The organism is Elioraea sp., from assembly GCF_051860475.1.
Lineage (GTDB): Bacteria > Pseudomonadota > Alphaproteobacteria > Acetobacterales > Acetobacteraceae > Elioraea.
On record NZ_JBHYDW010000010.1, the window covers coordinates 25,932 to 50,816 of the forward strand.

18 protein-coding genes and 1 tRNA gene are annotated in these 24,885 nt (G+C 68.8%); 9 read left to right on the plus strand and 10 right to left on the minus strand.

Features of this window, described 5'->3' with window-relative positions:
- The first annotated feature begins 63 nt into the window (after nt 1-63).
- Nucleotides 64-663, plus strand: a complete 600-nt coding sequence (locus ACTIFU_RS03510) for a hypothetical protein (protein WP_439576904.1) — start codon at nt 64-66, stop codon at nt 661-663.
- Here the strand turns inward: ACTIFU_RS03510 and ACTIFU_RS03515 are convergent.
- Nucleotides 660-1,886 carry an SLC13 family permease gene (locus ACTIFU_RS03515; RefSeq protein ID WP_439576905.1) on the minus strand — a complete coding sequence of 409 codons (1,227 nt, stop codon included), beginning with the start codon at nt 1,884-1,886 and terminating at the stop codon, nt 660-662. The two genes, ACTIFU_RS03510 and ACTIFU_RS03515, sit on opposite strands and share 4 nt — an antisense overlap.
- A 127-nt stretch (nt 1,887-2,013) precedes the next feature.
- On the opposite strand from ACTIFU_RS03515, the gene mnmA reads away from it, so the two are divergent.
- From mnmA to ACTIFU_RS03555, 8 genes are all read left to right on the plus strand, one after another.
- Nucleotides 2,014-3,120 carry a tRNA 2-thiouridine(34) synthase MnmA gene (gene mnmA, locus ACTIFU_RS03520; RefSeq protein ID WP_439576931.1) on the plus strand — a complete coding sequence of 369 codons (1,107 nt, stop codon included), beginning with the start codon at nt 2,014-2,016 and terminating at the stop codon, nt 3,118-3,120.
- A 50-nt stretch (nt 3,121-3,170) separates the two neighbouring features.
- Nucleotides 3,171-3,247: transfer RNA gene (locus ACTIFU_RS03525), tRNA-Met, on the plus strand.
- Between the two features lie 215 nt (nt 3,248-3,462).
- Complete coding sequence (locus ACTIFU_RS03530) at nt 3,463-6,588, plus strand: DUF499 domain-containing protein (RefSeq protein ID WP_439576906.1); 3,126 nt, start codon at nt 3,463-3,465, stop codon at nt 6,586-6,588.
- A gap of 5 nt (nt 6,589-6,593) precedes the next feature.
- Nucleotides 6,594-7,244, plus strand: coding sequence for a DUF3780 domain-containing protein (locus tag ACTIFU_RS03535; RefSeq protein ID WP_439576907.1), 651 nt, complete (start codon nt 6,594-6,596; stop codon nt 7,242-7,244).
- On the plus strand, nt 7,241-10,183 hold the full coding sequence (locus ACTIFU_RS03540) for an anti-phage-associated DUF1156 domain-containing protein (RefSeq protein WP_439576908.1): 2,943 nt from the start codon (nt 7,241-7,243) through the stop codon (nt 10,181-10,183). Before ACTIFU_RS03535 ends, ACTIFU_RS03540 begins: the two co-directional genes overlap by 4 nt.
- 4 nt (nt 10,184-10,187) lie before the next feature.
- Nucleotides 10,188-10,439: a hypothetical protein gene (locus tag ACTIFU_RS03545; RefSeq protein ID WP_439576909.1), complete on the plus strand. Its 252-nt coding sequence runs from the start codon at nt 10,188-10,190 to the stop codon at nt 10,437-10,439.
- Nucleotides 10,436-10,651: a DUF2283 domain-containing protein gene (locus tag ACTIFU_RS03550; RefSeq protein WP_439576910.1), complete on the plus strand. Its 216-nt coding sequence runs from the start codon at nt 10,436-10,438 to the stop codon at nt 10,649-10,651. Before ACTIFU_RS03545 ends, ACTIFU_RS03550 begins: the two co-directional genes overlap by 4 nt.
- Before the next feature lie 3 nt (nt 10,652-10,654).
- Complete coding sequence (locus ACTIFU_RS03555; protein WP_439576911.1) at nt 10,655-13,402, plus strand: helicase-related protein; 2,748 nt, start codon at nt 10,655-10,657, stop codon at nt 13,400-13,402.
- A gap of 238 nt (nt 13,403-13,640) precedes the next feature.
- On the opposite strand, the gene ACTIFU_RS03560 is transcribed toward ACTIFU_RS03555, so the two are convergent.
- The 9 genes from ACTIFU_RS03560 to ACTIFU_RS03600 form a co-directional block, all read right to left on the minus strand.
- A complete protein-coding gene (locus ACTIFU_RS03560; RefSeq protein ID WP_439576912.1) occupies nt 13,641-15,014 on the minus strand; it encodes a DUF3631 domain-containing protein in 1,374 nt (457 codons plus the stop codon).
- Nucleotides 15,014-15,988 (minus strand): DUF7146 domain-containing protein, encoded by a 975-nt coding sequence (locus tag ACTIFU_RS03565; protein WP_439576913.1) that lies wholly within the window; start codon nt 15,986-15,988, stop codon nt 15,014-15,016. Before ACTIFU_RS03565 ends, ACTIFU_RS03560 begins: the two co-directional genes overlap by 1 nt.
- Nucleotides 15,989-16,518: 530 nt before the next feature.
- Nucleotides 16,519-17,217: a hypothetical protein gene (locus ACTIFU_RS03570; RefSeq protein ID WP_439576914.1), complete on the minus strand. Its 699-nt coding sequence runs from the start codon at nt 17,215-17,217 to the stop codon at nt 16,519-16,521.
- A 533-nt stretch (nt 17,218-17,750) separates the two neighbouring features.
- Complete coding sequence (locus tag ACTIFU_RS03575) at nt 17,751-19,094, minus strand: tyrosine-type recombinase/integrase (protein ID WP_439576915.1); 1,344 nt, start codon at nt 19,092-19,094, stop codon at nt 17,751-17,753.
- A 268-nt stretch (nt 19,095-19,362) separates the two neighbouring features.
- Entirely contained in the window at nt 19,363-20,142 is a 780-nt protein-coding gene (locus ACTIFU_RS03580; protein WP_439576916.1) for an amino acid ABC transporter permease, read from the minus strand.
- Nucleotides 20,139-20,888: an amino acid ABC transporter permease gene (locus tag ACTIFU_RS03585; protein ID WP_439576917.1), complete on the minus strand. Its 750-nt coding sequence runs from the start codon at nt 20,886-20,888 to the stop codon at nt 20,139-20,141. The genes ACTIFU_RS03580 and ACTIFU_RS03585 overlap by 4 nt, the downstream gene beginning before the upstream one ends.
- Nucleotides 20,889-20,928: 40 nt before the next feature.
- Entirely contained in the window at nt 20,929-21,777 is an 849-nt protein-coding gene (locus ACTIFU_RS03590; RefSeq protein ID WP_439576918.1) for a transporter substrate-binding domain-containing protein, read from the minus strand.
- Between the two features lie 70 nt (nt 21,778-21,847).
- Nucleotides 21,848-22,438: a sarcosine oxidase subunit gamma gene (locus ACTIFU_RS03595; RefSeq protein ID WP_439576919.1), complete on the minus strand. Its 591-nt coding sequence runs from the start codon at nt 22,436-22,438 to the stop codon at nt 21,848-21,850.
- The gene (locus ACTIFU_RS03600; protein WP_439576920.1) at nt 22,431-24,878 is read right to left on the minus strand and encodes a glycine cleavage T C-terminal barrel domain-containing protein; all 2,448 of its coding nucleotides are present in this window, start codon (nt 24,876-24,878) and stop codon (nt 22,431-22,433) included. Before ACTIFU_RS03600 ends, ACTIFU_RS03595 begins: the two co-directional genes overlap by 8 nt.
- Nucleotides 24,879-24,885 lie beyond the last annotated feature (7 nt).

The following is a 24,885-nucleotide window of genomic DNA, read 5'->3' on the forward strand; positions in this document are numbered from 1 at the left end:
ATAGGGCCATGTGCATCCGTTGCTGGTCGTGCATCATGCCGGGATCGCCATGCCGGGGGCATCTTGGATCAGCAGATCAAGCCCGATCGGGCCGACGTGTTCGACCTCGTCGTCACTGACGGTGAGCGGCGCATCGTCATGCGCTTCGATGATGTCGGCGTCGCCCCGAGGGAGGAGGCGCTGCTCTTCACCCGCGCGGGACGCTGGGTGAGCCGCCGCTACCGTGACATCGCCTCGGTGACGATCAGCTCGAACCTGATCGGCCGAGGCGCGATCGGCCAGTGCATCATCGCCTTTTGCGACGGCACGCGCGTGATCGTCATGACCGTCAACCCGGCCGGGCTTGCCGATGCTGGCCGGATACCGCGCTTCCGATCCTTCATCCGCGCCTTCCACGAGCGGCTGATCGCGAGCGGTGCTTCCGGCATCGCGTTCCACTCGGGCTACGGCAAGGGCCGCATGGCCAGCCTCACCGCTGCCCTCGTCGTGGGCGGGGCCGTGTTCGTGCTGCTGCCGCTTGTGCTGTTCTTGGGCGCCGGCGAGGAGCGGGCGTTGTGGGTGATGCTCGGTGGCGCCGTGCTTCTCTGGCCGGCGCTCAGGATCCGCGAGCAGAACGCGCCGCAGAGCTACGACCCGCGGAACCCGCCTGATCTCCTGCGTTAACCCGCGAGGCCAAGCACACGCGGAAAGACATGCAGCGAGGCCATCGTCAGCGCGAAGGCAGTGAACAGTTCGAGTCCAAGCCCGAGGCGGACGATCAGCAGGTAGTCGATGCCGCGCGTCTCGCCGAGGACGACGGCGTTCGACGGCGCCCCGGTCGGCGACATGAACGGCACGGTCGACATCAGGCTCACCCCGACGAGCGCGGCGACCGGCTCGACCTCGAGCGCGACGGCGGCACCGTGTACCACCGGAAAGAACACCAGAGCGACCACGGTGTTGCTCATCACCTCTGTCAGCAGCCCGACCGCGAGGATCAGCACCAGCATGATCTCCCACGAGGCGAGACCATGGCCCTCGGCAAGCGCGACCATGTGGCCCACGGCGCGATCGAGTCCGAGCACGCGCGTCGCACCGAGCGAGACCGTCACGGCCAGCGCGATGAACGCCAAGCCGCGCCAGGGCAGGCGGCCGACGGCGGAGCGCAGCGGCAGCAGCGGCTCGCCGTTCGCGCGCCGCACCATCAGCGCGTGGCAGAACCAGGCACCGAAGGCGAGGCTCGCCGCGGCGGGGTAGGCGTCGTGCAGCCTGAGCCCCATCGTGAGGCCGGTGCTCGTGGTCCAGAAGGCGAGGAAGGCGGCGGTCAGCAGGAACACGCGCCGCTGCGCCTGGCTGCGATGCACCGGCAACGGCTCCCGCGTGCCCTCGATCCGCAGCGCGGCGGCGAGCTCGGCACGGAGCATGACGCGCAGCAGCAGAAAGGTGATGGTGCAGAGCAGCAGCACCGTCGGGATGCCGAACATCGCCCAGGTGAGGAAGTTCAGCCGCTCCGCCCCCGCGATCTCGGTCGCGCGCACATAGACGAGCAGCAGCGCATTCGCCGGGCTGCCGACGATGCTGCCCATGCCGCCGATATTCGCGCCCCACATGGTCGCCGCGGCGAAGCCGGTCGTGACGCGCCGGCGCGTCCGGTCATCCGGGAAGGTGAAGCGGTCCACCAGCACCGGGATCATCGGCGTGAGCGCGAGCGCGGTGACGGCATTCGGCAGGATCGTCGAGAGCGCAGCCGACAGCGACAGATGTCCGAGGAGCAGCCCGCGGCAGCGCCGACCGGTCAGGCGCTCGACGGAGTCGAGCAGCCGCTCGCCCGCATCCGTCGCGATATAGGCGCGCGAGAGCAGGAAGGCGGTGGCGAACAGCACCACCAGGGGGATGGCGGAGAGCATGGGGGAGTGGTCAGGCGGACGGGGCGGTCATCGGGGTCCCTTGGATCGGCGCGATAGAGACCCTACAAGCGGTCCGACGCCAAGGGGGACGCTTGACGTGCCGGCCTCTGCGGCGCACCTGGGACGGATGCGGATCGTCGTCGCCATGTCCGGCGGGGTCGACTCCTCGGTGGCCGCCGGCCTGATGGCCGAGGCCGGGCACGAGGTGATCGGCGTCACCATGCAGCTCTACGACCACGGCGCCTCCGTGGGGCGGAAGGGGGCCTGCTGCGCCGGCCAGGACATCCACGACGCCCGCCGGGTCGCCGACCGGCTCGGGATCGCGCACTACGTGCTGGACATGGAGGCGCGGTTCCGGCGGGCCGTGATCCAGGACTTCGCCGACACCTACGCGCGCGGCGAGACGCCGATCCCTTGCCTCCGATGCAACCAGCACCTGAAGTTCACCGACCTGCTCTTGCTCGCGCGCGACCTCGGCGCCGAGGCGCTGGCGACCGGTCACTACGCGCGGATCGAGCCCGCGCCGGAGGGTCCGGCACTGTATCGCGCGGCGGATGCGGCGCGCGACCAGTCCTACTTCCTGTTCGCCCTGAACCGCGCGGATCTCGGGTTCCTGCGTTTTCCGCTGGGCGAACTGCCCAAGGCCGAGGTACGCGCGGAGGCCGTGCGGCTGGGTCTGCCGGTCGCCGAGAAGCCGGACAGCCAGGACATCTGCTTCGTGCCTTCGGGCCGCTACGCAGACGTGGTGGCGCGGCTCCGCCCAGAGGCGGCGGAGCCCGGCGAGGTGGTGGCCGAGGACGGCGCGGTGCTGGGCCGGCATGACGGGATCGTGCGCTACACCGTGGGTCAGGCGCGGGGACTGGGGGCTGCGTCCTGGCGCGGCGGCGAGCGGATGCACGTGGTCGCGATCGACGCCGCCCGTCGGCGCGTGATGGTGGGGTCGCGCGCCGCGCTCGGCCGGCGCGAGGCGGTGGCGGGCGAGGTCGCCTGGCTGATCGACCCACCTGCCGAGCCTCTCCACTGCGCCGTGAAGCTGCGCGGCCGCGAGGCGCCGAAGCCGGCGACAGTCGCCTGGGACGGCGCCCGGGCGCGGATCGCGCTCGCGGCGCCGGCGACGGTCGCGCCTGGCCAGGCAGCGGTGTTCTACGATGGCGATCGGGTGCTGGGCGGCGGGATCATCGCGGCTGCTTCGGTTGACAGCGCGGCAGCGCGGGACGTATCTCCCGCCGCCTGACGGGCGCGCAGGGCTGGTGTGGCGGCTGCGCGCCGACCGAAGGAAACTGTGGCGGCGTAGCTCAGCTGGTTAGAGCACGGCACTCATAATGCCGGGGTCGGCAGTTCAAGTCTGCCCGCCGCTACCAAGTTTCCCCAAGAATTTCAGGGCGTTCGACCGAAGCACAACACTTGTGTCCGGTCTCTTGGGCGATGTTGACCGGACATTGACCGGACGAGCTGCCTGATCTGTCGCGTTCTCGCTGGGGAATCCGACGTTCCCCCGAGACGGTATCTATTGGCCCGAAAGCGGTCGCCACGATTGACCTCTCGCAGATCCGCAGCTTGTGATTAAACCCGTGCCATGCCGATCGAGTCCGTCAAACAGCTCTGCACGCCAAGTTCTGTCGTAGTCAGCGACAGCCTGGTCGAGCAAGTCGCCCAGATCGAGGACTTTGCCTCCGGCAAGGTCGACGGTCGCGAATTCTTCCGCCGCAACCACTTCACCGATGGCCTCAAGCTGCTGGTGAACCGCGGCTTCGATCGGCTCGCGGGCCGGTCCGAGGACGGGGCCTTCTACCTCACCCAGGCCATGGGCGGGGGCAAGACGCACAGCCTGATCGCCTTCGGCCTGCTCGCCTCCGACCCCGGCCTTCGCCGCGAGGTCGTGCCGAGCTACGCCAGCGGCCAGGACTTCGGCGCGGCGAAGGTCGTCATCTTCAACGGCCATCAGAACCCCGACACGCTGCTCTGGGGCTACATCGCCGAGCAGCTCGGCTGGGGCGAGGTCATGGCGCCGTTCTGGCGCAACGGCGCGAAGACACCGGGCGTCGATGAATGGGTCAAGGTGCTCGGCACTGACCCTGTGCTGATCCTGCTCGACGAGCTGCCGAGCTACCTTCAGATGGCGCAGGGCGAGCCGGTCGGGTCCACCACGCTCGGCGACCTGACGATCGGGGCGCTGGAGCGGCTGTTCAATGCTCTACCGCGGTGTCCGCGCGCCTGCGTCGTCGTCACCAACCTGAAGGACGACGTCTATCTCGACGGCTCCGGCCAGCTGCGGACGCTGATCGAGAACCTCACCAAGCACTACGACCGCAACGCGCAGGCGATCACGCCGGTGCAGCAGAACACCGGCGAGGTGTTCGCGATCGTGCGCAAGCGGCTGTTCGACAGCCTGCCTGCGCCCGAGAAGATCGACGCGGTCGCCCAGGCCTATGTGAGCACGCTTCAGAAGGCGAAGCGGGTCGATACGATCCCAACTACGCCGGAGACGTTCATCGAGCGGATCCGCGAGACCTACCCGTTCCATCCCTCGATCCGCGACATCGTCGCCCGCTTCGCCGAGAACCGCGGCTACCAGAAGACGCGTGCGCTGATCCGTCTGCTGCGCCATGCCGTGCGCGGGGCGATGGCGAGCAACGGCAGCCCGTTCCTCATCGGGCTGCATCACCTCGACTTCAACGACCAGGCCACACTCGAAGAGATCCGCAAGATCAATTCTGCCTACACGAATGCGATCGCCCATGACATCGCCGATCGCGGCAATGCGCTCGCCGAAAAGATCGACGCGGCGGACGGCAACACCACCGCGTCCGCCGTCGCGAAGGTCCTGCTGATGTCCTCGCTGTCGGCCGCCGAGTCGCCGTTGCGCGGCCTGACGGAGGGTGAGCTGATCGAAACGCTGGTCGATCCGCTGCTCGATGTGTCGGAGATCAAGACTGCGCTGGAAAAGCTCATTGGCAAGGCTTGGTATCGTTTCAAAGGTACCGACGAGCGCATCTTCTTTGGTCAGACGGCCAACATGATCGGCGAGGTGATCTCTGTCGCCGAGAACCTGGCGGCGGAACAGGTCGACCTGACGCTACGGGACAAGCTGAGGGAGGTCTTCGAACCTCGTACCGGCGCGCTCTACTCCGACCGCATGGCGGTCCTGCCGGGCCCCGACGAGATTGACCTCAACGACGACCGTCCGACTTTGATAATTCTCGAGCGTCCGGCCGACAAGCTGCCGCCGGACTTCGTCGATTGGTGGAATCGGCAGGACTTGCAGAACCGCGTTCTTGTTCTGACTGCGGACGAGAACGCACTCAAGACGCTGCGCGAGGGCGCTCGCCTGATTCGCGCCATCGACCGCGTTGAGGAGCGCGTTCGCCAACAGCACGGAAAAAGCTCACCACAGATGGCGGAGCTGGAGACGATCCGCGACTCCGTGGCCGGCAGATTCACCAGCGCGCTGCGCGAGACCTTCAAGACGATCGTGTTTCCCGTCACGCGATCCCTGCGCCGGGTCGACGATTTCCGCATGGAGTTCGACCGTAACGACTACTCCGGCGAGCAGCAGATCATCGACACGCTGACCAAGCGCGGGAAGTTCGTCCCGTCGGACCAGTTCGATGCGCAGTTCGACACGCTGCGGCAGGACGCCGAGGAGATCCTGTTCGACGCCGATGCGGTGCAGGCCGCCTCGCTCCGCCGCAACGCCGCGGTGCGGCCGGGCTGGTTCTGGCTGCCCAGGGGCGGGCTCGATCAGCTCATCCGCACCGCCGCGCAGCGCGGCTTCTGGCGCGAGAAGGACGGGCTGGTCGCCAAGAAGTGGGAGCGCGTGACGCGCGTGATCGCGCGGCAGGACGATTTCGCGCAGGACCCGATGACGACCGGAACGTTCCGCATCATGGTCACGCTGGAGGAGGCCGACATCGTCTATGTCTCCGAACGCGGGCCGCCCGATCCGACGACCGACCGCAAGCTCGACGGCCGGGTGTATGAGACCGCCGCCCCGGCCGTGTGGTTCCTCGGCGTCGACTCCAAGGGTGTTGCCCGGACCGGCGAGCCGGCCGAGTGGCGCGCACCGATCCGCGTGAAGCCCGACGTCAGGCGCGTCTCCACCGGCTACCGCGTCGCGCTGCTGGCGATGCCGCGCGCGGCGACCATCCGCGCGAGCTTCGACGGTTCCGACCCCAGGCAGGCACCCGAGGTGCCGCATGGCGAGATCGACGCGCCGCCGGACGCCAAGCGGCTGCGCGTCATCGCCGAGCTGAACGGCCAGTTCGGCGAGGAGGAGACCGCCCCACTCGGCACCGGCATGGACGACGCCGGCGGCCGCGCGCCGACGCCGAAGGTGCCGCTGAAGCCCGATGCCCCGGTCACCATGACCTCGCGCTTCGAGCCGGCCGACACCGCTTCTGCCTTCCTCGCCCTCGACCGGCTCGCGAAGATCCCCGGCGCCACGCTGCACGGCGGCACAGTCGAGGTGAACGGCACGCGCTCGGAGCACGACTTCCTGACGCTGCGGCTCGGCCGCGACGTGCCCGTTCCTGCCGCCGCGCTCGACCAGAAGGTGAAGGAGCTCGTCGCGCTGCTGGCCGCCCCGGCCCCCACGGTCAAACTTCGGCTCGACGCCCTTGCCTTTCCCTCCGGCCGTGACCTGATGGCCTTCTGCGACGCCTTCGATCTCGACTTCGATCGCGTCGCCTGGACGCAGGAGTGACGCCCATGGCCACCGCCCCTGCCGCCTTCGACTGCGCCGACATCTACCAGGAGCACGCCTATCTCGTGCGCCTGACCAGGGGCCGCGACGCCGTGGTGCAGGTGTTCGAGGTGTTCGGCCGCCCGCCCACCAGCCGCGAGCCGCACTGGGCGCCCGAGACCATCCTGCGCTGCGAGGCCTCGCGCGCGGTGTGGGATGCCGTCTCGCCCGAGGCGCGGGCTGAGTTCAACCGTCGCCTCAAGGCCGAGAACAAGCCGGCCGGCCGCTGGGGCGCGGACGAGACCGCCGTGCAGCGGCTGTTCGGCAAGGAGCTTCTGGTGCTGCTCTGGACAGTCGAATTGCCGGATGTGCGGCCGGAGGAGATCGCGGTCGCGATCCGCAACTGGCTCGGGCTGAAGCCGGAGGAGCGGTGGTGGCTCTACACCATGACCGCGGCGGCCACCGGGCTCGCGCACCAGGCCGGCATGGGCTGGCGCGGCGCGCTGCGCCAGGCGCTGTGCTTCGGCACGCGCTCGGATGCGTTCCATCTCGGCGCCGTCACCGGCCGCGGCACGCTGGAGCCGCGCCCGAATGCGGAGTTCGTTCCGCCGAAGAAGACGCGCGGGCGGAAGGCCGACGATCCGGGCTTCCTGTTCGCCCCCGTGCCGGCCGAATGACGGCGGGCAGCGACGCCGCCACCGCGCCCGGGCTTGCGCCGCGCTCGTTGAAGGACGCGCCCGCGTTCATCGAGCGGCAGTTCCCGGTCGGACGGCTCTCGTCCGAGGCGTACAAGGAGCGGAAGGCAGGCGCCGGCCAGACGCTGACCGCGCTCGGCTCGTACTGGAAGGGGCGCAAGCCGTTGATCCTGGTGCGCGCGGTGGTGCTGGGCTGCCTGCTGCCGGCGACCGAGGATGCCACCGCCGATCTCGACATCTTCCTCCGGCTGATGGCGATGGACGATACCGCGTTCGGCCGGCGCTTCACCGGCAGCCCGGCCGAGTTCGTGCGGCTGTTCCCGGACCATGCCGAACTGGTGACCGAGGAGCGCGGGCGGCGCCGTATCTGGCGCGAGGACCTGACCGTGGCGCAGCGTCAGGCACACATCGCCGAGGCGTTCGCGACGCTGCCCTATGCCGAGCGGCTAAAGCACGTGAAGCGGCCCGAGGAGTCCGACGAGGCCGAACTTCTCGCGCCGATCTGGCCGGCGGTGAACCGCCACCTCGGCACGGCCGCGCGCAGCCTGCCCGAGCTGGTCGAGCAGCTCGGCTTCGCCCGGTTCGGCCATCGGCCGAAGGTGGCGGACACGTTCTGCGGCGCCGGCTCGATCCCGTTCGAGGCCGCCCGCATCGGCTGCGACGTCTATGCATCCGACCTCAATCCGATCGCCTGCATGCTCACCTGGGGCGCATTCAACATCATCGGCGCCGCGCCCGAGAAACGGGCGGAGATCGAGGTCGAGCAGAAGCGGATCGCGGCAGAGGTGGATGCCGAGATCACGCGGCTGGGCATCGAGCACGACGCAGAGGGGAATCGCGCCAAGGCCTATTTCTACTGCCTGGAGACACGCTGCCCTAAGACGGGGTGGATGGTGCCGATGGCTTCGTCTTGGGTCATCTCGAAGCAGCGGAATGTGATTGCCAAGCTAGCCCCGCATCCAGACACGAAGCACTATGCCATCGAAATCCATACCGGCGTATCCGCGGACGAGATGGCCGCAGCGGACCAGGGAACGGTGCGTGACGGGCGGCTGGTGCACCCGATGAATCCGGAACGCTCCGGCGTCGAGATCAGGACGATCCGCGGCGACTACCGCGAAACGGACGGCACGGCGCGCAATCGGTTGCGGCTGTGGGAGAAGCACGACTTCGTTCCCCGCGCCGACGACATCTTGCAGGAGCGCCTGTACTGCATCCAGTGGATCACCAAGGACACACTTGGAAGGGGGCGACAGGAGACGTTCTTCCGCGGCGTGCTGCCGGAGGATGAGTCACGCGAGCGGCAGGTGGCAGCAATCGTACGCAAGAATCTCGCGGCTTGGCAGGAGGCGGGTCTTGTGCCGGACATGTCGATCCAGCCGGGAGACAAGACCGACGAGCCGATTAGAACGCGTGGGTGGTGCTACTGGCACCAACTCTTCTCACCGCGAGATCTTATACTCTTCTCGACCCTTGGAGCCTCCAAGAGTGCACTGAACGCGATTATTTTTTCTAAGCTTGCTGATCGAACTACAAGACTTTGTGGTTGGGCAACAACAAAGAATCTTGAAGCGCCGACAAATGTGTTTGCGAATCAAGCTCTTACACCCATGATGGACTGGTGCATCTATTCTTCTTCGGAGCTACAACGCTTGAGCTCAGAAATATTTCGTAGAATGAAAGAAATAGGTGCAGAAACAAAGATTTTTCCTATAGATGCAAAAGAAGTAAATGAGTATTGTGCCATTTTTATCACGGATCCACCCTACGCCGACGCGGTCAACTACCACGAGATCACCGAGTTCTTCATCGCGTGGCTGCGCAAGAACCCGCCGCCCCCCTTCGACGATTGGACCTGGGACTCGTGCCGCGACCTCGCCATCAAGGGCAGGGACGAGCAGTTCCGCCGCGACATGGTCGCCGCCTATGCCGCGATGACGCGCCACATGCCCGACAACGGCCTGCAGGTGGTGATGTTCACCCACCAGGATGCGGGGGTCTGGGCCGATCTCGGCGCCATCCTCTGGGCCGCTGGCCTCCGTGTCACCGCCGCCTGGAACGTCGTCACAGAGACCGAAAGCGCGCTGAAGGAGGGCAACTACGTCCAGGGCACGGTGAACCTGGTGCTGCGCAAGCGCCTTGGTGCAGCGAACGCGCGGCGCATGGAGATCGAGGCCGAGATCGAGGACGCGGTGCGCGCGCAGCTCGCCCGGCTCAACGCGCTCGACGATGCCTGGCACGAGCGCAGCAACGCCGAGACGCTCTACACCGACGGCGACCTCACGCTCGCCGCCTATGCCGCCGCCCTTCAGGTCGTCACCGCCTATGCCACGATCGACCGCCAGCCGCTGGACCGCGATCTCTACCGCAAGCTCGCCAAGGGCGAGACGACGATGCTGCGCGACCTGGTGGACTACGCAGCGCAGGTGGCGAATGCCCTGCTGGTGCCGGAGGGGTTCCCGCGCGAGATGTGGCGCGATCTCGGCGCGGCCGAGCGCTTCTACGTGCGCATGCTGGACATGGAGGCGAAGGGCTCGGCCAAGGTCGCCGACTTCCAGAACTTCGCGCGCAGCTTCGCCTTCGGCGGCTACGCCGAGCTGATGGCCTCCACCACCGCCAACGCCGCCGCGCTCGCCGGTGCGGCCGACCTCAAGGGGCGGATGCTGGAGGGCGAGGGCTTCGGGGGTACGCAGCTGCGCCAGGTGTTGTTCGCGATCTGGAAGACGATGGAGGGCGGCGATCGCGACCCCAGGCGGGGCGTGACGATCCTGCGCACCGAATACGCCGCCGATTACTGGCCGCGGCGGCAGAAGCTGATCGCGCTCGCCGACTATGTCGCGCTGAAGACGCGCCGCACCCGGACGGAGGAGAGCGCGGCGGCGCATGAGCTCGCCGAGGCGCTGAAGCTCGACCGGCTATAGGCGGATGCCGGCGACGCGCTATTTCCTTGAGCAGGTGCTGCGCAAGCGCCCCTATATCGACCCCGCGTGGTGCGAGGCGGTGATCGCCAACCCGCTGCGGCGCGAGGATCAGGGCGACGGGCGGGTGCGGTTCTGGGGCACGGTCACGGACCCGCGCGACGGCAGGACACGCATCCTCCGCGTGGTTACACTGGGCGACGGGATCACCATCCACAACGCCTTCTTCGACCGGGACTTCCAGGGTGGGCCGCCATGAAGCTGCACTACTACCCCGAGACCGACAGTCTCTACATCGAGCTGAAGCCCAAGCCGGGCACCGAGACGCGCGAGGTCGCGAAGGGCCTGAACGTCGATCTGGACGAGAAGGGCGATGTGGTCGGGTTCGACATCGACTTCGCCTCCAAGCGGCTGGACCTGACGAAGCTGGAGACCGTCGCCCTGCCGCTGCGCGAAACCACCGCCGCCTGAGACTTGTCGATCGAGCGCTTCTCCTCGCGCCGTGAGGCGCTGGGCCCGGTCCTGACCACGCGGCTCGCCGGTGCGACGCGCTACCTTCGCATCGCCGGCTATTTCCGCTCCTCGCTGCTGGAGGTGGTGGGCGAGGCGCTGGAGACGGTGGGCGAAATCCGGGTGGTGTGCAACGGCGACCTCGATCCGTTCGACGTGACGGTGGCGAAGGCGGCGCGCGACGGGCAGGAGGCGCTTGCGCGCACGCTGGTGTCGTCCTGGCAGGCGACCGAGGACGGGATCGACCTGCTGCTGGCGCGCGAACGCTATCGCCGGCTGCACGACCTGCTCGCCTCGGGCCGGATGAAGGTGCGCGTGGTGCCGCGCGACACCAGCAACGTGTTCGTGCACGGCAAGGCCGGGGTGATCGAGCACGCGGACGGGCGGGTCTATGCCTTCGTCGGCAGCGTGAATGATTCGGCGTCCGGCTTCCGCCACGCCTACGAGATCCTGTGGGGCGACGAGGACCCGGACGCGGCCGAGTGGGTGCGCGAGGAGTTCGAACATTTCTGGCGCCAGGGTGTCGATCTGCCCGATGCGGTGGTGAAGCACGTCGCGGCGATGGCGAACCGGATCGAGTACCGCTCGATCGAGCAGGCGCGCGATGCGGCCGGCGAGGTGCCGGCCGACGCCGTGCTGGCCGAGCGGCCGATCTACAAGGGCGGACAGATCCTGCGGCCCTGGCAGAAGCGCTTCGTGCAGACCTGCGTCGAGGATCGCCGTCTGCACGGCAAGGCGCGCTATCTGCTCGCCGACGACGTGGGGCTCGGCAAGACGCTGTCGATGGCGGCGGCAGCGCTGGTGCTGTCGCTGCTCGACGACAAGCCGGTGCTGATCCTGGCGCCGGCGACGCTGATCTGGCAGTGGCAGGAGGAGCTGGAGGACAAGCTCGGCGTGCCGGCGGCCGTGTGGTCGACGCAGAAGAAGTGCTGGGTGGATGGCGAGCGGCGGCCGCTGACGCAGAAGGGCGATCCGACGCTGGTCGCGCGCTGCCCGTGGCGGATCGGCATCGTCTCGACCGGGCTGATCGTCAACGGCGACGACGAGGCCGAGCGCGGGGCGCTGGCGAAGAAGTCCTACGGCGTGGTGATCCTGGACGAGGCGCACAAGGCGCGCGCCTCGCGCGGGCAGAGCGGGCGCGATGCCGCGAAGCCGAACAACCTGCTCGACTTTCTCCGCACGGTGGCGGCGAACGCGACCAACGTGATCCTCGGCACGGCGACACCGATCCAGCTCGCCGCGGTGGAGCTGTGGGACCTGCTGACCGCGCTGAACCAGGGTGCGCCGCAGGTGCTCGGCCGGCCGTTCGATGGCGGCGACTGGCTGCGCGAGGAGTCGATTGGGTTCCTCACCGGCGATCGGCCCTGGCCGATGAACGACACCAACCGTTGGGGGCTGTTCCGCAACCCGCTGCCGCCCGCCAGCGAGCACGCCGTGTTCCGCGACATCCGCAGCGATGCGGGCCTGAGCACACAGGTCGTGGTCGGCCCCCGCTTCGATGATCTGAGCTCGGACCTCCGCACCGACTTCCTCAACGAGTTCCGCACGCTCGCCGAACGTCACAACCCGATCGTCCGTCGGGTCGTGCGCCGCACGCGTCCGATGCTGGAGGAGCGTGGGCTGCTGAAGCGGATCGGCGTCGTGGCGCATCCGCGGCCCGACGATGGTCTGCCAGAGTGGCTGTTCAGCGGCGAGGGCCTCGAGATGAGCCTGGCGTTCAAGGCGGCCTACGAGGCGGCCGAGAACTTCAGCCGGCTCTACGCCCAGCGTTTCCCCGGCGCGGGGTTCCTCAAGACGATTCTGCTCCGTCGGATCGGCTCCTCGGCGCAGGCCGGCTTGGACACGGCCCGGCACCTGCTCGGCCGGCTCGACACCCCCTTGCTGCCGGAGGACGAGATCGGCGACGAGCGTGTGCCCGCGGACGCCGTACCGCCTGCGCCTCAGGAGATCCAGTATCTGCGCGAGGTCGAACGGAACCTCGCGGCAGTGGTGGCCGGCTCGGACGTCGATCCGAAGGTGCAGGTGGTGCTGCACTTCCTGCGGGAGCGTCGCTGGCTCGAACAGAACGGCGCGATCATCTTCAGCCAGTACCGAACCACGGCCGAGTGGGTGCTGGAGGCTCTGTGCGCCGCCTTTCCCGACGAGCCGGTCGCGCTCTATGCGGGTGGGGCTGCCTCGTTCGTGCAGCGCGCGGCGGAGCGGCGGACGGCTTCCCGGGAGCAGATCAAGCGGCGGATCCAGGATGGCGAGATCAGGCTGGTCTGCGCGACCGATGCGGCCTGCGAGGGGCTGAACCTCCAGCGTCTCGGCGCGCAGGTGAACATCGACATGCCGTGGAACCCGTCGCGGCTCGAGCAGCGCAAGGGTCGTGTTCAGCGGATCGGTCAGATCCGGGACAACGTCCATGTGCTGAACCTGCGCTATGCCGGCACGGTCGAGGACCAAGTCTATGCGGCTCTGTCGCACCGCTTCGGGGACATCTTCTCGGTGCTGGGCCAACTGCCGGACGCCTTCGAGGACGACTGGATCGCGGCCGTCTTGCAGGACCGGACCGCGGTGCAGAACTTCTCGCAGCGGGTGCAGACCGCGAAGCCGCCGATGGAGCTGCGCTATCTCCGCGACGTGGCGGACGACCACGGGCTGGACTGGGAATACACGGAGAAGGTCCTCTCCTCGCGCGACATCGACGAATGGATGCGCCAGGGGTGGTGAGTGTGGCGACGCCATGCCAGAGGCGTCTGGGCCAACGTTGGATGTCGAAGGGGATCTCCGCGGGGCCTTCTGCGGCTCTTCGGCTGGCGTCCGCGGCTGCGAGCCGTGACGGCGTGACATGCGAGGCAAACACTGGTTTCGGCCGCGCACGCGAGCCGTGACAGGCGGGACCATCGGATGGGGCCTGTCACGTGTTGGACATGCCGGAAGTATCAGGTCTTCCTTGCGTGTCACGGTGTCACGGCTCGGGCCTGGAGGAAGGCGGTAGGTACCGCTGCCATGCCTCTTCGAACGCATCGCGGTGATACCCTTTGGCTCGGGTCGCCGTGGCCCGGACGGTGGTCGGTCTGATCCCGAAGGGTCCGAGCAGGCGCGCCAGTTGCGTTGCTGTGATCGGGCGCCCTGCCTTCCACTCCGGCCAGGGACGATCTTCCATCTCCGCAAGGCCGTTGCAGATGTCTTCGGATGTCATCCGCGTGTCCGAACTCCTGACAAAGAGGGACCGGATATCGGCAAGGAGGTCGACTCCCGCCGACGTGGCGTCATGCCCTTGGCCTGACAAAGCGCGCACGGCCGCGGTCAGCCGCTCGCGCCAGCCGCCACCGATAGCGAGCGCGACGGCAAAGAGGGGTCGCCAGTTGTCGGCAGCGCGGTTCGACAGCATCCCAGGCAGCGACGGATCCTCGTCCAGGAGCGGTGCGATTTCGTGGGCGACGCGGGCGAGGCGGGCGCCGAGCCCTGTCCCATCGTGCCTGGTCGCCCGCATGACGCGCGCGGGCCGCTCATGCGGGGCAGCCCGGTGGAGGCGGATCGCGATCGACCGGTCGGCAACGGTGCCGGGCAGCGTGCCGATGCCGGCGATCGCCATGAACGCGTAGCACGGAAAGACCCGGGGCTCGTGGGCGTCGCCGACGCTGCGGATCACACTACCGTCGCGGCGATGCGAAACGTTGAGGATTGCGCGCAGGTCCTCATTGTCGCGCAGCACGGCATCGGCCTCATCGAGGAGTAGCGTCGGTCTTGCCAGCGCGATCGAACGGAACAAGGCCGAGGCGGTGATCCCGCCGGCCAGCAGCGGCCTCTGAACCACCAGTTGGATGAGGTCGAGGAGGGTGGTCTTGCCGCTTCCCTTCTCCGGGCTGGTGAAGTGCAGCTTGGGCGCATGATCAAACGCGGCGCTGAGATAGGTGCAGAGGCACCAGACCGCGATGGCATCCCCTTCCTCGGGCTTCATGACGACGTGGCGACAGAGGAAATCACTCACCTCGCCGAGTAGCTCGCCGGCCTTAACGGGTTCCGGCCAGGCTTCGCGGTCCTTGATCTCCAACGGACTGCCCTGGACGCCATCGGTCGCTTGGCTTTGCCCTTTTCGAGCCTTCTTCACGAGGTCGTCCAGGGACGACACGCGGGAGATGCCGAGGCGCCTCGCTGCTGCCTTGCGCTCATGGTCATAGGTGATCGAATCGAGTCTCGCGAGACGCGTGACCTCCTCCTTGAGATCGGGCGCTCTGATGTCCGATGCGCAGGCGGTCGCCGGCAGTTCCTCAGCGACACCAACGTCGCGCAGGAGCGCCTCGGGGCTGATGCGGGCCGGGGTTGCTTCGCCGTCCATCACGCCGCGCGCTCCGTCGCCAGGTCATTGAAGTCGCCGGCGGGCGGGCGGAGGATGCGCACGCTGCGCCCGGCCTCGCGCCAGCGCGCGGCCGCGGCCTGCGCCGCCGCGATCCCGGCACCATCGGCGTCGGCGAAGATGGTCAGCGCCTCGACGCCCGGCAGCACCGGCAGGCGCGCGATCGCGCCCGCGCTGGTCGCCGCCCACACCGGCCGCCAGCCGAAGCGCTGCATCACGCTCAGGCTCGTCTCGATGCCCTCGGCGATGCCGAGCCCGAGTGTCATGTCGTCGTCACGCGAGAGGCGCACCACACCGACCGCGCCGAGCATCGCCCTGCCCTTGCGGTCGCGCAGCCGATCCGAGCCGTCCGGGCGGAGGAAGGTGCGGTGCAGCCCGCACGGCTTGCCGGTCAGCGGGTCGGTCATCAGCGCGAGCATCGCCGGGTGGTGCTCGATCCGTGCTTCGTCCTCCGGCGTGCGCCGCGGACAGGCGCGATGGAAGCGCAGCACGCGCGCATCGTCGGGCGGCTCGGGCAGAGCGAGGCCGCGGCCGGCGAGGTAGCGCTCGACGATCGTGCCCCGCGCCGGGGTGCTCTCGCGCCAGAGGTGGCGCGCGCACTCCACCGTCGGGCCGGGCTCGGGCTGACTCAGGGAAGGCCGCTGACGCGCCTCGCGCTGTGGCGGGTAAGCGAGGTGCGGCGCATTGCCGAGCCACGTCAGCGCCCACGCCAACGCCTCGGGGAAGGTGTAACGGCGCTCACGCTGCACCAGGGCGAGCAGATCGCCGCCCGCGCCGGCTTCGTGGTCGAACCACTGGCCGCGACGCTCGCCCGCGACCACCAGCGCGAACGAGCCACGCCGGCCCCAGCGCCATTCGCTGCGGCCGCGCTGCGTCGGCGCGCCGAGCAGCTGCTCCGCAAGGTCTCCTGCGCGGTCGTTGAGGCTTGTGAGCTCGATGGGTCTGCGAAAGTACATGGCTGGCTCCCGATCGCGGGAACCGGACGCGCGTGACGCTGGAACGACAGCGAGAGATGCGCTACAGACTCGGTGTCAGCACAGTCTTGCGCGTTCTCTCCGCCGGGCCGCGCTCTGCGCCCGGCGGTTGCTTATCCAACATCACGGTCTGGCACGGGGCTTCGCTGGCTGCCGCCGATAAGCCGCGCCGCGCCAGCCATACGCCGCTCGGCCCAGGCGAGGAACTCCCTCACGTCATACAGAGCGGGCATCCCCCGCACCCGGCGATATGGGATCGGCAGCCTCTCAAGAGTTCGCGGACTCAGAGGTCCGAAATAGCGCTGGTGGATCACGGCCAGCTGCTTGCGTGTGGCGAACCGTGGCAGCTGATCGGGATTGGGATTGGGCGGCAGGCGCGCCCAGTCGACCGCAGATTGCCGCGCTTCGTGGCGACGAGGGATGAGGGGAGACGCAGTCATCGGGCTCTCCGTTCGTGGACTCTATGGCCCGCATCATCCCGCACAGCCGCGTACTGGTGCGACAGTCTCAACCTAATTGTCGGAAATCGAACGCTTACGCATCAATTTGCGGCGTTCCTGTTCTCGTTCGTCACGCAATTCCCAATGGTCACGGCTGTCGCGATGGTTCTGAGAGATAATTTTTGCCGCGATTGCCTTCGCGTTGCCTGGTGGGAGTCCTGCGGCCCGAAAGCATGCCTGAAGCAGTCGGACGAAGGGGCCCTTCGGTGTGCTGGTTGGCTGTAGATTCGCCCGTGCGGTCGCTGAGGACGTGGCGTCGCTGAATTCATGATTGATCGTAGCAAAGAGGTCGTAGACAGCGGCTCCGAGCCCGCGCTTTGCCATGTTGGGTCGGCGACCGGGCCCGCTGCGCATCCCGTTAAACGAGTCGAGACGCGCTCTCTGTGCGGCAGCGACAGTTGCTCGGCGACCGTCGGCGGTCGTCCAAGCGTCGAGAGGTTGCCCCAGCCACATGAGCGTGTCGTCGCTCGGGCGCTTGAGACCCTCCCGCCGTGGATCCCAACCAGCGCGTGTCCGACTGGCTAAACGTTGCAGGGCAATGATCTCTCGCCGGATCTCGGCACGGGGAAGGAAATCCAGCCCGTTCTCGGTGCGAGCATTCTCGATCGCCCCCTCCAGGCATGTTGCGACCACAGTACGGGCTGGGTCGGGGAGGCAGCTCCCCCAGAGCTCCTCGATGAGCAGGATGATCGGTTCGATTGGATCCGACATGCCCTACAGCTCACTGGCGTAGCCCAACGCGGGCAGAACGTCCGGCAAATCCGGACCTGCTCGTGCCAGCTATGGGCACTCTCTGCGAATCGCCCCCCCTGGGCGTCACAGGCACGTTGGCAATATACGATCGACAACGGATGCCCACCAACGCTGTCCTGCATGTGAATCCGCCCAACGGCGCAGTTCGGACCAGGCCGTCGATTCCTCGTCGGCTCACCTGCTGCTGCGTTACCTGGACGGCCGTTTCATGAGCACCATCGACACACGGTACACAGCCGATGGCCACTCCAGAAAGCCACGCGAAATCAACATGATCGTCCGTCCTGTGCGAAGAGCGATGTCCGCGAGAGGGGGCATCTGGTACGGACTGCCCATTCTCGGCCGCTGCGGCCACCGAAAAATTCGTGGTGTCGGTCCTCACGGATGGGACCCGCTGATCTGACTTGAGCCACCGGGGGGGCGGGCCGTCCCTCGCACCTTCGAGCTGCCGGCCGCCCGCAACACTTGGTTCGGTCCGGCAGGTCACGGCGTCAGGTCCGCATCTGCTCCATCGCGCCGCGGAACGGTACCACGTCTCCCGTCGGTAACGGCTCCGCAGCCATTGCGTTCTCGAGCATCACGCCCCAGCGCTTCATCGCGGTCACCTGTTCCGGCCAGCGCTGCGCGCGCTGATAGACACCGAGCACACCGCCGCGGGTTGCGCTTTGCCTGTGGTTCAGGATCGCGTCGATCACGGGCTCCGCAACTCCGGCCTCTCCGAGCGCGGTCGCAAAGCTGCGGCGAAAATCGTGCAGGCGCCAGTCGCCCGTGCCGGACTCCGCAACGATTGCTCCTTTGAGTGCAGAGAAGGTCGTGAGTCGATCACCTGACCTTGGCGCAGGGAACACAAGGCCTGCCTTCGGGCGTTCTGCGCCCACCCAACGCTCGCGTAGGATCGCCAGCGCCAATGGGTGAAGATGAAAGCGGTGAGGATCGCCGTTCTTCGTCAACGTTCCCGGCTGCGACCATTGCTCGGCGTCCAGATCGAGATGCGCCCAATCGAGCGAAGCCGCCTCCGAACGCCGGCACGGCACGGCGATCAGGAACCGCAGAAGGTCACGCTGCGCCGTCGCGAGCTTCTCTGCCCTTCCCGCGGCGTGCCAGAGCTCTGCAAGCTCGGCGAGACGCAACACATGTTGGCGTGCGGGTATTGGCTTGGGGCGGCGATCCTTCCCAATCGCGAGACACGGGTTGGCTGCGACGTAGCCTTCATCGCGGCACCAGTCGAGAAAGCGCGAGAGCGCACCGAAGCGATGTCGTGCCGCTCCTGGCTCGCCGGCGGTAGCCTTGAGCAGGATGCGGATGTCGCGATCCGTCAGGTCCGCGACGCCCTTGCCCGATGCGTTCATGTTGGCGACCGCGGCTTTCACGCGAGCGGCTTCTCGAGCGGCGTAGTCGGGCGACACCCGTCCGGCGCCTCGGAGCTTCGCCCTTGCTGGAAGGTGCTTCGCATAGTCGTCCGCCAAGCGATCGACGGTTAAGGCGCGCCGCTCGGCGGCCGCGGCGATAACGGCACGACGCTGCTGAGCGGGATCAATGCCAGCCTTGTTTTGGCCCTTCAGCTGACCGGCCGCGCTGCGTGCGGCCTCTGGCGCATGCGTCTCTGGGCTGCCGATGGTGACGCTCTTGGTCGGAAACCGGCGGCCGGTTGTGGAATCGATCCCGCGCGGCTTGTAGCTGTAGACCCACGACATCGACTGCGCATTCACGATCAACGCCAGCCCGCGGCAGGGAAGGTCGGTGATGACGACGCGCTGGCCGGATGCGCGCCGTCGCCATACCGCGTCGATCGTCTGCTTGGTGATCCGCACCGGACCCTCGCGCAGTACCTTCATGCGGAATTCCTCTCTGACCGGACGGGCTTCGCGCCCCATGCACCAAAGTGCCGTGGTGCATTCTGACCGGACATTGACCGGACGCGCGGTGCGAACGCAAGCGGATTCGTGCGGAGGCGTGCGGCAAGAGGGCCGGGTCTAACCATAGAAAATACAAAGAGTTAGCGCGATCCTGCGGAACGTCACGGAATTACGCGGAGGCACCCACCCCGGCACTCATAATGCCGGGGTCGGCAGTTCAAGTCTGCCCGCCGCTACCACTCCCTTCTCACGCCGTCCGTTCGCGCCCCGCCCAAGCCTCGAGCCGCCGCGTCGCCAGCGCGACCGGCCAGCAGGCGCAGAAGAACGCGACCAGCAGCGCACCATAGAACGGGATCAGCAGCTCGCTCCGCCGCTCTGCGCCGAGCGCGTTGCGCGTCATGGTCAGCGCCTCCTCGACCCCGACGATGCTCGCGAGCGGCGTGGACATCAGCAGGATGGCGTAGAGATTCATCCAGGGCGGCAGCATCCGCTTGACGCATTGCGGCAGGATCACGAGCCACAGCGTCCGCCGCCGCGACAGCGCGAGGCTCGCCGCCCCCTCCCACTGCCCGGACGGCACCGACTGCACCGCGCCGCGCACGATCTCAGAGACGTTCGCCATCACCGGCAGCGTCAGCCCGGCGGTCGCGCGCAGCCAGTTGGGCACGTCAACGGTGGTGCCGAGAACGGTGACGCGGAACGGCAGGATGAAGATGCAGTAGAACAGCAATACGAGCCACGGCGCGTTGCGGAAGAACTGCGTCGCGACGACCGAGGGGCGCGAGAGCCAGCGCGACGGCGCGACCTGGCCGAGGCCGAGGAACAGCCCGAGCAGCGTGCCGACCGCCATGGCGATCACGCTGATCAGCACGTTCAGCACGAAGCCCTGGCCGATCAGCGGCGCCCAGCGGATCAGCGCCGTCAGGACCCCGTCGGCGGCCGGCGTGGCGGCCTGCGCCCAGGCGGAGCCCGCGAGCACGAGCAGCAGCGCGAAGCCGGCTGCCTTGCCGTCCGGCGCGCGCGTCATCGCTCGCCGAACCCCGGCAGGCGCAAGGCGCGTTCCCAGCGATGCATCGCCCAAACCAGCAGCGTGACCAGGCCGATATAGAGGATCAGCAGCGTCGTCATCATCTCCGGCACGTTGAGCGCGTCGGACCAGATCTGGTTCGACACGTACAGCATCTCCGGTACGCCGATCGCGTAGGCGAGCGTGGTCGTCTTCACCAGGTTGACGAGGTTGTTGTTCAGCGCCGGCAGGCAGATGCGGAACGCGAGTGGCAGCACCACGAGGCGATAGGATTGCAGGCGGGTGAGGCCGAGCGCGGTGGCGGCCTCCGCGGTGCCCTGCGGCACGGCCTCGACGCCGCTGCGGAAGATCTCGACATTGAACGCCCCGGCGAACAGCGCAAGCGCGACGATCGCCCAGGCGACATTGCCGATCAGCGGCGTGGGGAAGCCGAGATCATCGGGCACGCTCGGCGTGATCGAGCCGAGGCCGAAGAAGAAGAAGTACATCTGCACAAGCGGCGGGGTGTTGCGGAAGAACGCGACATAGGCGTCGGTCAGCCAGCGCAGCGGCGCGAACGGCGATTTCTGTGCCGCCGCCCCCAGCACGCCGAGCACCACGCTCGCCACCACCGAGGTCGCGGCGAGGTACACGGTCATCAGCAAGCCCGCCCAGAACCGCGACCGGTCGAACGGGTCGTAGAGGATGGTGAGGTTGATCCCGGCGGACTCGTTCAGCCCCCGGAAGACGGACTCGATCAGGTCCAAGATGCATGAGCGGGGGCATCATGCCCCCGCCCCCCTTGCGCTATTGGACGTGATCCTTCAGCGCCTCGTGCATGCGGCGCAGGAACGCGCTCTCGGCGATCCCGGCTTCCTTCTCCCAGGCGAGCAGCTTCCCCGAGCGGTGCCAGTGCGCGACCATGCCGGACATGAACCGGCCCCAGGGCTTGTCGAGATCGTCGAGCCGCACGGCGAGGCCCCAGGGCGTGTCGCTCTGGCTCGGCAGCGGCATGTGGAAGTCGTTCCACTGGCCGGAGGCGATCATCACCGCGATCAAGTTGTCGTCGTAGAGCCAGCCGACGCAGCGGCGCTGGCGCAGCGCGGTCTCGACCTCGGCGATCCCGGTGAAGGCGAGGATGTCCACCCCGTAGCGTTCGGTCGCCGGACGGTTGTACCACGCCCCCTGGATCGCGCAGAGCTGGCGGCCGCGCAATGCGGTCCAGTCGGTCGAGGCCACCTGCTTGGGCAACAGCACGTTGAAGCCCGAGGAGTAGTAGTTCGGGTGCACGATGCCGACCACGCGCCGGCGCTCGGCCGTGTCGGACATCGTCGCGATCATCAGGTCGATCTGCCCCTGGGCGAGGAACTGCATCCGGTTCGCCGCCACCACGGGGACGAACTCGGGCCGCACGCCGAGCGTGGCGGCGACGTCCTTCGCCATCTCGATCTCCATGCCGACGAACTCGCCGGCCGGGTTGCGGAAGCCCCAGGGCCGGTAGTCGGCGCGCACGCCCACCTTCAGCACGCCCTCGCGCAGGATGCGGCTGAGCGTGTCGCCCGCCTGTTGCGCCGCGGCAGGCAGCGGCGCGGCGAAGGCGAGGCAGGCGGCGATCGCGCCGCCGATCGTCCAGCGTCGTGTGGGTCGGGTTGTCATCGCTTTTCTCCCCCGTTCTGCGGATTGCGGTGAATGGTGCCAGAGGTTCGATGTCTCCGGCGAGTCCGGATCATGTGACGACTCCGAAGGCGCATCCGGCCTCGATGCAGGCGTGCCAGAGCTCGGCGCCGAAGGAACGGTTGCAGCCGAGCACCATGTCGTCCTCGCGCCGCCAGACCAGTACGCTGACATGGCCGGCGAGGGTGTGCGCGACGCTGCCCGGCGGAAACGCCTGCGCGTCGAGGTCGATCGGCAGCAGGCGTGACAGTGCCTCGGTCGCGTCGGGTCCGCTGACCATGATCACTGTGCGCGCGCCGGGTAGAGCCGTAGCCGCCCCGGCATCGCCGATCACCGCTGCGAGCCGTGACGCGGCGCGCAGCCCGTCCGCAGGCAGCATGACGAGGTACTGGCCGAGCCCGCCCCACAGCACCGCCACGCCATCGGGTCCGGCGGTCGCCCGGCCGGGATCGGGCAGGCCGACGCCAAACGCCGTGCGGAGCCGCGCCGCGAGCTCGTCGCGCCGCCCCCGGCGCGGCGCGAGCGCGACCAAGCCCTCGCCGTCGAGGGTGGACAGCCGCACCCCGTGCTCGCCGTCCGGGCGGCCCGACCGGCCCGGCTGCGCGACGCCATCGAGCGCCTGGAGACGGGCGAGGTCAGCCACGGGTGCGCCCTCCTTCTGGATCGACGAACACGGGCGCGCACACCTCGGCGAGCGTGTCGCCGCCGCGCAGCGGGTCGTACACGCGCACCGTCTCGCCGATGCGGGACGGGCCGCGGCGCAGCAGCGCGAGCGCGATCGGATGGCCGAGCGTGGGCGAGACGCAGGCCGAGGTGACGTAGCCCTCGCCGTTGTCGGTCGTCTCCGCGGCGCCGGGAGCGAGCAGATGTGCGCCGGCACGGATCTCGCTGCGCCCGTCGCGCGGCTTGAGCCCGACGAGCGCGGGGCGGGCGGGATCGGCGAGCGCCGGTCGCTTGGCCATGCGCGCGCCGATGCAGTCCTTGCGCGTGGAGACGAGCCGCGCGAGGCCGAGATCGGCCGCCGTCGTGTGGCCGTTCAGCTCGCCGCCGGCGGGGTGGCCCTTCTCGATGCGCAGCACGCCGAGCGCCTCGGTGCCGTAGGGCGCGATGCCGAGCGGTGCACCGACCGCCATGATTCGCTCGATCAGCGCCGTGCCGTAGTCGGGCGGAATGCCGATCTCGTAGGCGCGCTCGCCGGAGAAGGAGAGGCGATAGACGCGCACGGGCACGCCGCCCACGCTGGCGGTCGTCAGCGCCATGTGCGGCAGCGCCTCGTCGGTGATGTCCACGTCGGGATCGAGGAGAGCGGCGAGCAGGTCGCGCGAGCGCGGCCCGGCGATCGAGAGCTGCGCCCAGGCATCCGTCACCGAGAGCATGGCGAGGTCCAGCTCCGGTCGCAGCACCTGGTGCGCGTGTTCGAGATGCTGCATCACCCGGCCCGCGTTCGCGGTGGTGGTGGTGAGGAAGAGGCGGTCCTCGGCCAGGCGCGCGACCGTGCCGTCATCCAGCACGAACCCGTCCTCGCGCAGCATCAGCCCGTAGCGGACGCGGCCGACGCGCAGCGTGGAGACCATGCCGGCATAGACGAAATCGAGGAACGCGGCGGCGTCCGGTCCCACCACCTCGATCTTGCCAAGGGTCGAGACGTCGCACACGCCGACCGCCTCGCGCACCGTCCGCACCTCGCGGGCGACGCTGTCCTGCCAGCGCGTCTCGCCGGGCCGCGCGTACCACTGCGCGCGCAGCCACGGTCCGACCTCGACGAAGCTCGCGCCCTGCGCCTCGGCCCAGGCATGGGTCGGGGTGCGGCGCGTCGGGCGGAAGTGGCGGCCGCGATGCGGGCCGGCGAGCGCGCCGATCGCGACAGGCGTCCAGGGCGGGCGGAAGGTCGTCGTGCCGGTGCCGCCGATGCCGCGCCCGGTCAGCTCCGCCATGATGGCGATGCCGGGCACGCTGGCGGTCTTGCCCTGGTCGGTCGCCATGCCGAGGGTGGTGTAGCGTTTCAGGTGCTCGACCGCGCGGTAGCCCTCGCGATGGGCGAGGGCGATGTCATCGGCCGTGACGTCGTTCTGCAGATCGACGAAGGCCTTGCCGCGCGAGGGCACGTGGAACAGGGCGACACCGTCGCGCGGCTCGTCCTCCGCGCGCGGCGGCTGCGCGGGTGTCGGCGTGTAGCGGCAGTCGCGCGCGGCGGTCTCGCCAGCCGCGAGCCCGTCGGCGAGCGCGGCCGCGAGCGTCCCGTGTCCGGCGGCAGCGCCGGCAAGCGACACGCCCTCGGGCGGTGTCTCCAGCAGGAAGCCGCGCGCCCTCTCATCCCAGCGCGGCCGCGCGCCGAGATGGCAGGCGAGATGGATCGACGGGTTCCAGCCGCCGGAGACCGCGAGCAGATCGGCGCGCATGCGCGTCACCTCGCCGCGCGCATCGCGCCAATCGACCGCGGCGAGGCGCTGGCGGCCGACCGTGCCGACCACCGTGCCGGTGATCAGCGGCGCGCCCGTCCGATCGGCGAGTGCGCGCAGCGGCGGCGCGATCTCGGTGCGGGGATCGACGACGGCGGTGACCTCGACGCCGGCAGCTGCGAGCGCGGGTAATGTACGCCAGCCGTCGTCGCCGGCGGTGAACACCACGGCGCGCTGTCCCGGCCGCACGGCATAGCGGTGCAGGTAGGCGCGCACGGCGCCGGCGAGCATCACGCCCGGGCGGTCGTTGCCGGCGAACACGATCGGCCGCTCGATCGCGCCTGCCGCGACGACGATGCGTCGCGCGACGATACGCCAGGCGCGCTGGCGCGGCAGATGCGCGGGCGGCTCGGGCAGATGGTCGGCCACGCGCTCCACCGCGCCGACCACGCCGTGATCGAACAACCCATAGGCGGCGGTGCGGCGCAGGATGCGGCAGCGCGGTGCCGCGGCGACTTCGTCCTCGACCGTCTGCACCCAGCGCGCGGCCGGCATGCCGTCGATCTCCATGGCCTCGGCGAGCGCGCGTCCGCCGAGACGCCAATCCTCCTCGACCAGCACCGTGCGCGCGCCGGCCCGCGTGGCCGCGCGCGCCGGCGTTAGACCCGCGGGGCCCGCCCCCATCAACAGC